This is a genomic window from Gemelliphila asaccharolytica (assembly GCF_001553005.1).
GTDB classification, from domain to species: Bacteria; Bacillota; Bacilli; order Staphylococcales; family Gemellaceae; genus Gemelliphila; species Gemelliphila asaccharolytica.
In genome coordinates this window covers 2,558-15,301 of the sequence record NZ_KQ959879.1, presented here as the reverse complement: position 1 = coordinate 15,301, position 12,744 = coordinate 2,558, and the positions used below count along the sequence as shown (strand labels likewise).

Here is a 12,744-nt window from a genome sequence, read left to right as displayed (position 1 = left end):
CTATGTCGACGCAAATGGTGCATGGATTGGGTAAAATGCAAAATAAAAGAGCATAAAAGAGAGTGTTTTTGCAAAAACATCAAAAAATTTAAAATAATAGGATTAAAAAACAAGAGAAAAAATATTAATAACTAATTTTTTCAAAAAAAAGGATAATCTTCAAAAAAGAGAAAAATAAAAATCATATCAACAAAAAAAGTTGGATATGATTTTTTATTTTTTTAATTAGAATATAAAAAAATATGACAGCAAAAAAAGAAGCTATATAATATAGCTTCTTTAAAATTAATAAATTTACAATTATTTACGTAGTTCTTTAATTCTAGCAGCTTTACCACTAAGGTTACGTAAGTAATAAAGTTTAGCACGTCTAACTTTACCTTTTCTAACTACTTCGATTTTATCTACTTTAGGTGTGTGAACAGGGAATGTTCTTTCAACTCCAACTCCGTTAGAAATTTTACGTACAGTATAAGTAGCAGAAATTCCACCACCACGACGTTTAACAACAAGTCCTTCAAATTGTTGGATACGTTCACGGTCACCTTCAACTATACGAACGTGTACTCTTACAGTATCTCCTGCTCTAAATTCAGGAATATTAGTTTTAAGCTGTGCTTTAGTAATCGATTCGATTAATTTGCTCATAATTTTCTCCTTTTTTTACAAAATGCTCTTTATTAAATCTAGTTAACAGAGGAACATCGTAATTAATGCAATCTGCATCTCTACAATTTTAGCATTTTTTATAATAATAATCAAGAAAAATCTAAATAAAAAATAATATAGTTATTAAAATGGTTATATCTGAGCTTATTGATTATTTTTAAAAAATTTTATTTTTTAATAGTAAAGAATAATAACTAAAAATTATTTTTTTAAAAAAATGAGCAAGTAGTTATAAAAAATATAATTAATTTAAAAATAATATAATAATTTCCTTGATTTTAAATTTTTTAAATGATATAATCTAGCTGTAAGAAAAGTGTTTACAATATTTTTTTGACAACTATTGGACTTTTTGCGTCCCTATGTGGACATAAATGAAAACCATCAGATATTTTTTCAGTTTGTTTTAAAAAAAATTAAAACAAAGATTACTGAAATTATTTATTAAAAATTTTTATAAACACTTTCAATATTATACCATAAAAGCGAGGGAAAATGGATATTTCTAAACTTCTTCATTTACAAAATAGAATAGTTCCTGAAATGTTAGAAAAGCTTAACAAGAGATATGAGCTTCTTTCTTCAATAAAATTACGCCAACCAATAGGTAGAAAATCTCTTTGCGAAGAGGTCGGTTTATCTGAAAGAAAATTAAGAACAGAGTGTGAAATTCTTTCTAATTTAGGGTTAATTTCTAAAAATAGTGCAGGAATGAGCATTACTTTTGAGGGAGAAGGAGTATTAAAAGAGCTAGGACAAATCTTTGTAGAAGATCCATTTTTACATATTAGAAAAAAAATTAAAGAATATTTTGGTATAAAAGACATTTATGTTGTTAAGGGAGATTTTAATAAAAGTGAAATAACTAGGAAATTGATGGTAAGATTACTTTTAGATAAAGTCAATAATCTTTTAACAAAAGAATGTGTAATAGGAGTTAGTGGTGGAACGACAATGCACTATCTAGCAAAAAATGTTGACAAAACTTTTGGTTATGGAAAAGATGTTATGATAACTCCCATAAGAGGAGGTTTTTCAGCTAGTAAAAATAGCTGGCAATCAAATTATATTGCAACAAGATTTGGCATAAATTCTAATCACAAATATCAACTATTACACGCACCTGACAATCTTAAAGAAACAACATTAGATGAGCTAAAAAAAGAGCCAATAATGAAACAATCTTTAAGCATAATTAACAAATCATCTATCATTATTCATAGTATAGGTGGAGCTTTCGAAATGGCTGAAAGAAGAAAACTACCTACTGAAACAATGGAAATTTTAAAAGAAAAAAAAGCAATAAGTGAAACTTTTGGAAGTTTTTATAACAAAGAAGGGAAAATTGTTTATAGTATTTGTACTGTAGGAATGGATATTGAAGATGTACAAAAAGTGGCAGATATTTTCACGATAGTAGGAGGAGCAGAAAAAGGGGACGCTGTACTAAGTTACTTAAATAGTAAGCCTAAAAATGCTACATTTATTATTGATGAATCAATTTGTAAAAAAATTTTAACAAAAATATAAAGCATTTTATAAACAAAAATAAAATGAAAAATAAACCGTCGGGCATCGGGGTTAGCTTTAAATTACCGCTTTTAATGATTAAAAGAAAGGTAGTTTCAAAAAAGAAATGTCTATAATTGTCATAAAATAATTAAAAATTCTTAGGAGGACTTAAAAATGACAGTAAAAGTTGCAATTAATGGTTTTGGACGTATAGGAAGACTTGTTTTTCGTAGAATACAACAAGTAGAAGGAATTGAAGTTATTGCTATCAACGGGCAATCAGCACCTAACCAACACGCTCATTTATTAAAATATGATACAATGCAAGGACGTTATAAAGGTGAAGTTCAAGCTTTAGAAGATGCTATTCTTGTAGACGGAAAAGAAGTAAAAGTATATAACACAAAAAATCCTGAAGAATTACCATGGAAAGAACTAGGAATTGATATAGTTTTAGAATGTACAGGAAAATTCAACTCAAAAGAAAAAGCAGAAGCACATATCAAAGCAGGAGCTAAAAAAGTAGTATTATCAGCCCCAGGAGGAAGCGATATAAAATCTGTAGTTTACAATGTAAACCATGAAATTCTTGACGGAAGCGAAACAGTTATTTCAGGAGCATCATGTACAACAAACTGTCTAGCACCTATGGCAAAAGTTTTAAATGACAACTTCAAAATCGTTCAAGGTTTAATGACAACAATTCACGCATATACAAGAGATCAAAACACACTAGATGCAACACATAGAAAAGGTAATTTACGTCGTGCTCGTGCAGCAGCAGAAAATATTATTCCAGCATCAACAGGAGCTGCTAAATCAATAGGATTAGTAATACCAGAACTAAAAGGAAAATTAGACGGATCAGCTCAACGTGTGCCAGTAGCAGACGGCTCAATAACAGAATTAGTAGCAACATTAGAGAAAAAAGTAACAGTAGAAGAAATCAACGAAGCTATGAAAAAAGCAGCAAACGAAAGCTTTGGTTACAACACTGACGAAATAGTATCATCAGATATTTTAGGAAGTGAATTTGGATCAATCTTTGATGCTACATTAACAAAAGTTCTTACAGTAGGAGATAAACAACTTGTAAAAGTAGTAGCATGGTACGATAACGAAATGTCTTATACATGTCAATTAGTAAGAACATTAAAATATTTTGCAAACTTAATAAAATAAGAAAAATAAAAGATATTAAGATATAGGTCTTTGGCTTATATCTTAATATCTTGTTAAAGTACATAGCCGAAAGGAGTATTTCATGAAAAAATCTATCAAAGATTTAAAAAATCTAGAAGGAAAAACAGTCTTAATGCGTGCAGACTTCAATGTCCCTTTAAAAAATGGAGTTATTACTAACGACAATAGAATAGTAGCTGCACTTGAAACAATAAAATATATCTTAGGAAAAAAAGCAAAATTAGTAATATTTTCACACCTTGGAAGAATAAAAGAAGAAAAAGATAAAAAAGATAAAACACTCTTACCAGTAGCAAAAAGATTATCAGAATTATTAAATAAAGAAGTAAAATTCATAAACAAAACTAGAGGAAAAGAGTTAGAAGAAGAAGTAAAATCATTAAAAAATTCTGAAATACTAATGTTTGAAAACACCAGATTTGAAGACTTAGATGGAAAAAAAGAATCAAAAAATGACCCAGAATTAGGAAAATACTGGGCAAGTCTTGGAGATATATTTGTTAATGACGCATTTGGTACTGCACACAGAGCTCATGCTTCAAATAAAGGAATAGCTTCTAACATAAAAAAAGGCAATGCAGTATATGGTTTCTTAATAGAAAAAGAAATCAAATACATTGGAGGGGCAGTAGATAATCCTAAACGACCTCTAATAGCAATAATAGGAGGAGCAAAAGTATCAGACAAAATAGCAGTTATAGAAAACCTATTAGAAAAAGCTGATAAAATAATAATAGGAGGAGCAATGGCATATACATTCTTCAAAGCACAAGGGAAAAATATAGGGAAATCTCTATGCGAAGAAGAAAAAGTAGAATATGCTAAAAACCTATTAGAAAAAGCCAAAGAAAAAATTGTCCTACCAGTAGACACAGTAGTAGCAAAAGAATTTAAAAACGATGCTAAATCGGCAGTAACAACAGACATCAAAGACGATGAAATGGGACTAGATATAGGAGAAAAATCCGTAGAAAAATTTGCAGAAATATTAAAAAATGCAAAAACTGTAATCTGGAATGGACCTATGGGAGTTTTTGAAATGGAAAACTTTGCCAAAGGAACAATTGGCGTATGTAAAATATTGTCTAACTTAAAAGATGCAATAACAATAATAGGTGGAGGAGATAGTGCCACTGCAGCAATAAACTTAGGATATAAAGACAAATTCACTCACATATCTACAGGAGGAGGAGCATCGCTAGAATATCTAGAAGGCAAAACTCTACCAGGAATAGAATCACTATCAGATAAAGAATAATTACTATAAGAAAAAAAGTAGCTAGATACTAACCAAAAATATATAATTAATATCAAAAAAATTAATATAATTAGGAAAATTAACAACAAGCTACTTTCAAATAAAAAACTAATTTTTAAAACATAAAAGCAAAAGCTAAAAATACTGCAAAATATATAAAAAAGATTTATTTTATTTTATAATTAGTATATAATATTTACTTTAAGGCTAAAATTTTAATAAATCTTTAAAATAATTTTAATGTAAAAATTATAAAAAAGGAGAAAGAAGATGACAAGAATACCTTTTATCGCAGGAAACTGGAAAATGAATTTAACAGTAAACCAAGCAAGGGAATTTGCAAAAGAAGTAGCAGGGAAAATTCCAGCTAAAGAAAAAGTAGAAAGTGCAATATGTGCCCCAGCAACACACTTAGAAGCACTTGTTTCTCTTACAGAAGCAGCAGATTTAAAAATAGGAGCAGAAAATTGCCACTTTGAACAAAAAGGAGCATTCACAGGCGAAATCTCTCCACTTACCCTAAAAGATTTAGGTGTAAAATATGTAATATTAGGACATTCAGAAAGAAGAGGATACTTCTTTGAAACTGATGAACTTATAAACAAAAAAGTACACGCAGCATTTGCAAACAATCTAACTCCGATTGTATGTTGCGGAGAAACTCTAGAAGAATACGAAGCAGGAAAAGCACTAGACAAAATTAAATCTCAAATAAAAGAAGATATAAAAGGCTTAAAAGAAGAGCAAGCTGAAAAACTAATAATAGCATACGAACCAATATGGGCAATAGGAACAGGGAAATCTGCTGGAAGAGAAGACGCACAAAAAATGTGTAAAGCCGTAAGAGAAATTGTAAAAGAAATGTACGGAGAAAAAATAAGTCAAAAAGTAAGAATCCAATATGGAGGATCTGTAAAACCAGAAAATATCAAAGAATATATGGCTTGTGAAGATGTAGACGGAGCCCTTGTAGGGGGAGCTTCATTAAAACCAGATTCATTTATTAAACTGCTTGAAGGCGGAAAACTAGCCTAATAAAAATAAATATTTAATTTAAACAAAATATAAAGTTAAAGATTTTATGTTTTTATCCGAAAGGTATAATATTTTAGCTAAAAAAGAAAAATTAAAAATTATATTTTTAAAAAAAATGTATAAAAATTTTTCTTAATTTTAAAAAACAAATTGGAGGAAAAAAATGTTACAAAGAAATTTTGATTTTATTCAAGAAGTATATGCAAGAGAAGTTTTAGACTCAAGAGGAAATCCAACTGTAGAAGTAGAAGTAGTTACAGAATCAGGAGCTTTAGGACGAGCATTAGTACCATCAGGAGCGTCAACAGGAGAATATGAAGCAGTTGAACTAAGAGATGGAGATAAAAGTAGATATTCAGGAAAAGGTGTAGAAAAAGCAGTAAAAAATGTAAACGAAGAAATAGCACCACTACTAGAAAATAACTATGATGTTTTTGAACAAGTAGCAATAGATAAAGCTATGATAAAACTAGACGGAACAGAAAACAAAGGACGTCTAGGAGCAAACGCAATTTTAGGAGTTTCATTAGCAGTAGCACAAGCAGCAGCAGACTCATTAGGACTTCCTTTATATAGATATTTAGGAGGAGTAAACTCAAAAGAACTTCCTGTGCCAATGATGAACATAGTAAATGGAGGTTCACACTCTGACGCACCAATAGCATTCCAAGAATTTATGATTTTACCAGTAGGAGCAGAATCATTCAAAGAAGGATTACGCTGGGGAGCAGAAATATTCCACAATCTAAAAAAATTACTTAAAAACCGTTCTCTATCTACAGCAGTAGGAGATGAAGGAGGATTCGCTCCAACATTCAAAGGAACAGAAGATGCAGTAGAAACAATCCTAGAAGCTATCAAAGGAGTAGGACTAGAACCAGGAAAAGATGTATTTTTAGGATTTGACTGTGCAGCATCAGAATTCTACATCAACGGAGTTTATGACTACAGTAAATTTGAAGGAGAAAAAGGAGTAAAACGCTCATCAAGTGAACAAGTAGACTACTTAGAAGAGTTAGTACACAAATACCCAATCATAACAATAGAAGACGGAATGGACGAAAATGACTGGGAAGGTTGGCGACTACTAACAGAAAGATTAGGAAAAAAAGTTCAACTTGTAGGAGATGATCTTTTTGTAACTAACACAAAACGTCTTTATGACGGAATAAAACAAGGAGTAGCAAACTCTATCTTAATCAAAGTAAACCAAATAGGAACTTTAACAGAAACATTAGACGCTATAGAAATGGCAAAAAGAGCAGGATACACAGCAGTAATATCTCACCGTTCAGGAGAAACAGAAGATTCAACTATTGCAGACATAGCAGTAGCAACAAATGCAGGACAAATCAAAACAGGTTCATTAAGCAGAACAGACAGAATAGCAAAATACAACCAATTGCTAAGAATAGCTGATGAACTAGACGAAGTAAAAGTGTATGCAGGAGAAAAAGTTTTTTATAATATAGGAAAATAAGTTTTTTAAAATATTTATACAGTGAAAATTAAAAAAACCCCCTAAATTAGATAAAAAAAGGCAGGATATAAGTTCTGCCTTTTTTGTTTCATTATATTTAACAAACTTGCAAAAAAACTTTAAAATAATTAAGGATAAAAAAATACTAATTTACAAAATGCTTTTAATTAAGTATAATTTTATTAAGGTATTGAAAGGAGGAAAAAATGTCGGCAGAAAACAAACATCATATAAACATTTTTATAAGTACAATAATAATAGTAACCATAATATATTTTTTATATAGATATAATGACCTTAGATTAATACTTTTATCACTACCTTTTTTTGCTTCAGTTACCTTTAGTTCAGCAAGAGTAGAAATAATAAAAGTGAATAATATAACAAAGGAACTAAAATTTATCATATATGTAGAAAAAATTCTTTTAGCAATATGTCTACTTATACTACTTACAGCACAAAATAGTGACAGATTTGGAAATATCATCTATGACAATTACATTTCATTTTTAGTTGTCTTTTCAATAATCGTAATTTCCATAACTCATAAAAAATCAAAAGAAAAAGCAAAATTAATGAGATTAAAATAATGAAAAAATTACCAAAGAGAATAGATACCAAAAAAATAATATTAAAATATAAAAAGTTTTTATTAAAACTAAATATTAAATTTTTAATAATTTTATTAATATATATAATTTTTATATTATTAAAATGTTATATCAATTTTTCTAATAAAATACTTTTAGCAATTACAATATTATTTATCTTTTTTTTGGTTTATACCCTGTCATTAAATATATATATAAATATAAGTATTTATTTAATAAAAAGAAATAAAAAATAATTTATGACAAGAGAAAAATAACCCATTAATTCTCTTGTTTTTTTTACGTTTTTTTTAAAAATATTTGTTAAAAATGCTTTCAAAATAGAGCTATTTATAGTATAATTGCATTGATAATCATTATCAGAAAAAAAGGAGGGTAACATGAAAGGAAAACTTTTATCCAAAATATTATTATCAGCACTTTTAATTTTTAATTTTACATATTTATCAGATTTTAAAACAACAAAAGCAGCCCCCAAAGTATATGAAGTTCCCGTGCAACTTTGGCACGCTGAAAACACAGGTAGACTATCTATGGGGAATAATGCAGTAACTCAAACTGCACTTGTAGAAGAAACTGACGCAGGATATAAATACATTATGGAATTTGTTCCTATGGTATTTATGGAAATGAGAGGACATCTTTTAGAAATGAAAGTGTACTCTGGAGAACTTAATACAGGAGATTTAAAAACTGCAGATGTAGTTCAAACTTATCAAGATCCAAATCTTGACAATGAAGAAGATACTTTCCCAGGACTTTTAACATTTACAAGACCTACTAAAGAAGAAAAAGTAGGTATAAAAGTAACGGTAGACGCAATGAATCAAATAATGGGTGGCGATGCTTCACAAAATGCTATCTTGCGATTTGATTGGGACAATGCAAAAGAAGTTTCAAAAGACTCTAATATTTTTTCAAAAAAAATAGCCGAAGGATATGTAGACGCAAGTAAAAAAGACATTAATGGAAATGATCTTCCAGACGGGACACCAAAAGACTTTAGACTAAAAACAATTAAAGACTATTTCGGGAAAGATGATTCTAAAACATTAAAACCAGGAATTTACAATATAGATGTAACAGCAGAATATTTAAATCCACTTACTGGTATTACAGCTGACGGAGGAACAAAAAATGTTTCAATAGGTCAAGGAATGTGCCAAGGAGTTATAGCACCCGTAGTAACAAACAATACTGGAAGCCTAAATGAAGCCTTAAAAAATCAAAAATCTTCTGGAGAAAGAAGATGGGCTAAAGGTCAACTTCAAAGAATGAGTGACGGAAAACTTTATGCAACAGTAAGAATTCATCTTATCAACTGGGTAAAAAGAGATGACACACAAGGGCCATTTTTCAAAGTTTTACATGAAAATGGAGAATATGAATTAGTAAAATCAAAAATGACTAGCGAACATATTGATAAAGTAAAAGATTCATACGCTGACTATACATTTGAAGTACCTAGAGAAAAATATTCAGTAATGATTCAAATGTTTGTAGAACCAATGAATAGACCTGTTAGATACTTTGTAGAAGTAAATCCTGAAACTATAGAACAAGGGGCGGTAGATACAATGGTACCATTAAAAGATACAAGAAAAATGATACGCTATGGAGTAGGAGCAGCCGTAATAATAGTAGTAATAGGAGGAGTTGCATTATATCTTAGAAAGAAAAAAAATTGTAACAAATCTTGCAGTGAAAAAGGAGTAGAATAATGAAGAAAAAGAATATTCTTATTTCTTGTTTATTAGCACTATCAATGACAATTACAGGATGTGGACACGAAGATGGACCTAATATGAAAGCAGCTAAAGACGCAGCAGATAAAGCTTTCGAAGAAACTTTGGATTTAACAGGAATAAATCAAGGCAAAGTTTCAGAAGAAGAACAAGGAAAAAGAGCCGTTATGGATTCTGTAGCATTATCAAACGTAGCAGCGGCATTAGACATCAAACTTGCAGGAGTGCCAACATCTCACTTAGGTAAAATGCCACATCGTTATGACAATATTATACAAATAGGATTACCAATGAATCCAAATATGGAAGTAACCAAAAGTATAAATCCTACAATGGTCTATGTACCAGATAGTCTAGTTGACTGGATAGATGAAGGACTTAACAAACACGAAATACCACATAAATACTGTAACCTGCGAAGTGTAGAAAGCTTATATGAAGTAACAAAAGACTTAGCAGAAGAATATGGAAAAATGGACAAATATAAAGAACTGGAAGCAGAAAGAGATAAATTTTTCAGTGAATATAATGCAAGAATAAAAGACAAGAAAAAACCTCGTGTTCTAGTTCTTATGGGACTACCGGGAAGCTACTTAGTAGCTACAAAAAATTCTTTTGCAGGGAATTTAGTAGCTCACTCTGGAGCAATAAACATAGTAGACAGTGACAATGAATTTGAACAACCAAATCTTGAATACTTATTAAGCCAAAAACCAGATTATATTTTAAGAACAGTTCATGCAATGCCAGATGTAGTAAATAAAATGTTTGAAGAAGAATTTAGAACAAATCCTGCTTGGCAACATTTTGACGCTGTAAAAAATAATAAAGTAATAGATTTAGACTCAAGTGTCTTTGGTATGACAGGAGCATTTGATTATACAAAAGGACTTTTAGACCTTGAAGAATTATTCTATAAAGAAGGATAGAAAAAGATGACTAAAAAAAGAATTTTAGCTTATACAGTAGTGATAATATTACTATTAGCAACAATATTTATCGCTATGGCAACAGGAAGTATAAAAGCTTCCCCAAGTGAAATATTTAGCCTTATTATAGGCCATAAAAATCCCAATGCTTTAGCAATTTTAGATCTTAGATTTCCTAGAATAATAATAGCCATATTAGTAGGAGGGGCATTTAGTGTTAGTGGATTACTCTTGCAAACAACACTAAAAAACCCTCTTATAGACCCTAGTCTTATAGGAGTTTCTGGAGGAGCAAGCTTAATGCTCTATTTAGGACTTTTTATATCGTCATCAGCAGTAATATATAAATCATTTCTTGCGATAATTGGTGGAATAATAGGTTATTTAATTATTTATCTTTTAAGTAAGAATATAAAAAACAATATAACAATAATTCTAATAGGTATAGCAATAAGCTCATTTTTTACAGGAATATTAACAGCAATAAATTATGTGCAAAATTCAAATCCTAGTATGAACAGAGCAAGTTTAGGGATGAAAAGCTGGCAAGATGTTAATTTACTTTTGATATGGGTTCCAGTAATGCTTATAATATCAATAATACTAGCAAAAGCTTGTAATATATTTTTCCTTGATGATGAAGTAGTAAACTCTTTAGGAGTGAATATTTCCTTATTAAGAGCAATAATATCTCTAGTTGCAGTTATTTTAGCATCAGTCGCTACAAGTATAGTAGGGGTAGTTGCATTTTTATCATTAATAGCACCACACATTGCAAAAATAATAGTAGGGAAAAACCATTTTTACTCTATTCCATTTTGTGCATTAGTAGGAAGTTTTATCTTTTTAGCGTTTGATACAATAGGAAGAACAATAGTCAGTCCTATAGAAATACCAGCCGATATACTAATGCTTATTGTGGGAGGACCATTCTTTTTATTCTTAATAAAAAGGGGGGTAGCATATGAGTAATATAATAGAGTTGAAAAATGTAAGTTTTTCATATGAAAAAAATAAAAAAATAATAGACAATGTAAATATTGATATAAAATCTGGAGAAATAACAACAATAATAGGAAAAAATGGTTGTGGAAAAACAACACTTTTGCATCTTATAGCTAATAACAAAAAAAATTTTAGTGGAGATATTTTAATAAAGGGTAACAAAATAAAAAGTTATTCAAGGAAAGATTTAGCAAAACTAATATCTGTAGTTTATCAAAAAAATACGATACCACAAGAATTAACAGTTGAAGAAGTTGTAGCATATGGTCGTTTAGCACATCAAAAAAATATTTTTAGCAAGAAAACACTAGAAGACAAAGAAAAAATAAAAAATGCACTTTTAGTAACAGACCTTTTCGACATGAAAGAAGAAAGAGTGGAAAATCTTTCAGGAGGACAAATGCAAAGAGTATTTATAGCTATGGCTGTAGCTCAAGATACTGATATCTTATTATTAGACGAACCAACAAGTTATTTAGATATAAAATATCAAAAAGAAGTCATGCAGTTAGTCAAAAAACTAAATGAAGAACATAAAAAAACTGTAGTAATGGTACTACATGATATTAATCAAGCATTGAAATATAGTCATAATATAATAGCTATGCAAAAAGGAAAAATTTTACGTTATGACAAAAAAGAAAAATTTTATGATAAAGAGTTATTATCAAATATGTACGAAATGGATATAAAAATACTTGATGATAACAAAACAATTTTAACTTGGTAATTAAATAAGTAGAAAAAGGAGATTTTTATGAAATTAAAAAATAAATTTTTAGCTGTTTCACTGGCATTAGTAACAACTCTAGGTTACAGTAGTTATACTGGTCTGTTAGACAAAAGTGAAAAGATTGTCCATGTAGCAAAAGCAGAAGATTTTAAAAATCTTAAAGACGGTACATATAGTATTGATGTAGATATGATGCACGCACATACAGCTGGTCAAAAAAGTATGTCAGACGGAGCAGTAGAAAAATCAGAAACAAAACTTATAGTAGAAAATGGAGAGTATAAAGTAAGACTTACATTCAAACCATTAACTCGTCAATTTGCTAATGATACATTTACAGGATACTTAGGAAATTTAAGCTATTATGATAAAGACGGAAGTGTCAAAGATTGTAAAGTAGTTGAATGGTATAGTGAAAATGAAAAAGACGACTTTATGGACGTATATAAACAAAAATATCCAGACAGAACAGTCTATCCAAAAGTTTTAGAATTTCCATTAGATAAAGAAAAAATAGATGCAAACAATGATTTAGAAACAAGAGTAAAAGTATTTGTTCCAGTA

At 29.4% G+C, this 12,744-nt stretch carries 12 protein-coding genes; 11 read left to right on the top strand and 1 reads right to left on the bottom strand.

All coding sequences use genetic code 11. The features are described from left to right. Window positions 1-300: 300 nt before the first annotated feature. Window positions 301-648: a 50S ribosomal protein L19 gene (gene rplS / locus HMPREF1871_RS03600; protein ID WP_066130160.1), complete on the bottom strand. Its 348-nt coding sequence runs from the start codon at window positions 646-648 to the stop codon at window positions 301-303. Window positions 649-1,164: 516 nt separating this feature from the next. Here rplS and HMPREF1871_RS03595 point away from each other — a divergent pair. The 11 genes from HMPREF1871_RS03595 to HMPREF1871_RS03540 all read left to right on the top strand — a co-directional run. Then, complete coding sequence (locus tag HMPREF1871_RS03595; RefSeq protein ID WP_066130159.1) at window positions 1,165-2,199, top strand: sugar-binding domain-containing protein; 1,035 nt, start codon at window positions 1,165-1,167, stop codon at window positions 2,197-2,199. A gap of 156 nt (window positions 2,200-2,355) precedes the next feature. Then, on the top strand, window positions 2,356-3,363 hold the full coding sequence (gap, locus tag HMPREF1871_RS03590; RefSeq protein ID WP_066130157.1) for a type I glyceraldehyde-3-phosphate dehydrogenase: 1,008 nt from the start codon (window positions 2,356-2,358) through the stop codon (window positions 3,361-3,363). An 82-nt stretch (window positions 3,364-3,445) separates the two neighbouring features. After that, a complete protein-coding gene (locus HMPREF1871_RS03585; RefSeq protein WP_066130155.1) occupies window positions 3,446-4,642 on the top strand; it encodes a phosphoglycerate kinase in 1,197 nt (398 codons plus the stop codon). A gap of 270 nt (window positions 4,643-4,912) precedes the next feature. Next, complete coding sequence (gene tpiA / locus HMPREF1871_RS03580; protein ID WP_066130151.1) at window positions 4,913-5,677, top strand: triose-phosphate isomerase; 765 nt, start codon at window positions 4,913-4,915, stop codon at window positions 5,675-5,677. 163 nt (window positions 5,678-5,840) lie between these two features. After that, window positions 5,841-7,157, top strand: a complete 1,317-nt coding sequence (gene eno, locus HMPREF1871_RS03575; protein WP_066130150.1) for a phosphopyruvate hydratase — start codon at window positions 5,841-5,843, stop codon at window positions 7,155-7,157. Window positions 7,158-7,363: 206 nt separating this feature from the next. Then, window positions 7,364-7,747 (top strand): hypothetical protein, encoded by a 384-nt coding sequence (locus tag HMPREF1871_RS03570; protein ID WP_066130148.1) that lies wholly within the window; start codon window positions 7,364-7,366, stop codon window positions 7,745-7,747. Window positions 7,748-8,148: 401 nt separating this feature from the next. Next, window positions 8,149-9,489 carry a heme-binding Shp domain-containing protein gene (locus HMPREF1871_RS03560; RefSeq protein WP_066130144.1) on the top strand — a complete coding sequence of 447 codons (1,341 nt, stop codon included), beginning with the start codon at window positions 8,149-8,151 and terminating at the stop codon, window positions 9,487-9,489. Beyond that, window positions 9,489-10,442, top strand: a complete 954-nt coding sequence (locus HMPREF1871_RS03555) for an ABC transporter substrate-binding protein (protein WP_066130142.1) — start codon at window positions 9,489-9,491, stop codon at window positions 10,440-10,442. Before HMPREF1871_RS03560 ends, HMPREF1871_RS03555 begins: the two co-directional genes overlap by 1 nt. Before the next feature lie 6 nt (window positions 10,443-10,448). Beyond that, window positions 10,449-11,414: a FecCD family ABC transporter permease gene (locus tag HMPREF1871_RS03550; protein WP_066130140.1), complete on the top strand. Its 966-nt coding sequence runs from the start codon at window positions 10,449-10,451 to the stop codon at window positions 11,412-11,414. Beyond that, on the top strand, window positions 11,407-12,177 hold the full coding sequence (locus HMPREF1871_RS03545; protein ID WP_066130138.1) for an ABC transporter ATP-binding protein: 771 nt from the start codon (window positions 11,407-11,409) through the stop codon (window positions 12,175-12,177). The genes HMPREF1871_RS03550 and HMPREF1871_RS03545 overlap by 8 nt, the downstream gene beginning before the upstream one ends. A 27-nt stretch (window positions 12,178-12,204) precedes the next feature. Continuing rightward, on the top strand, window positions 12,205-12,744 hold a 540-nt coding region (locus HMPREF1871_RS03540), incomplete at its 3' end, for an NEAT domain-containing protein (RefSeq protein ID WP_198145760.1).

What these genes read in the sequence shown, in the direction of transcription:
- HMPREF1871_RS03585 (WP_066130155.1), top strand. Translation starts at nt 3,446, where the DNA reads ATGAAAAAATCTATCAAAGATTTAAAAAATCTAGAAGGAAAAACAGTC.
- HMPREF1871_RS03570 (WP_066130148.1), top strand. Translation starts at nt 7,364, where the DNA reads ATGTCGGCAGAAAACAAACATCATATAAACATTTTTATAAGTACAATA.
- eno (WP_066130150.1), top strand. Translation starts at nt 5,841, where the DNA reads ATGTTACAAAGAAATTTTGATTTTATTCAAGAAGTATATGCAAGAGAA.
- HMPREF1871_RS03560 (WP_066130144.1), top strand. Translation starts at nt 8,149, where the DNA reads ATGAAAGGAAAACTTTTATCCAAAATATTATTATCAGCACTTTTAATT.
- HMPREF1871_RS03545 (WP_066130138.1), top strand. Translation starts at nt 11,407, where the DNA reads ATGAGTAATATAATAGAGTTGAAAAATGTAAGTTTTTCATATGAAAAA.
- tpiA (WP_066130151.1), top strand. Translation starts at nt 4,913, where the DNA reads ATGACAAGAATACCTTTTATCGCAGGAAACTGGAAAATGAATTTAACA.
- HMPREF1871_RS03555 (WP_066130142.1), top strand. Translation starts at nt 9,489, where the DNA reads ATGAAGAAAAAGAATATTCTTATTTCTTGTTTATTAGCACTATCAATG.
- gap (WP_066130157.1), top strand. Translation starts at nt 2,356, where the DNA reads ATGACAGTAAAAGTTGCAATTAATGGTTTTGGACGTATAGGAAGACTT.
- rplS (WP_066130160.1), bottom strand. Translation starts at nt 648, where the DNA reads ATGAGCAAATTAATCGAATCGATTACTAAAGCACAGCTTAAAACTAAT.
- HMPREF1871_RS03550 (WP_066130140.1), top strand. Translation starts at nt 10,449, where the DNA reads ATGACTAAAAAAAGAATTTTAGCTTATACAGTAGTGATAATATTACTA.
- HMPREF1871_RS03595 (WP_066130159.1), top strand. Translation starts at nt 1,165, where the DNA reads ATGGATATTTCTAAACTTCTTCATTTACAAAATAGAATAGTTCCTGAA.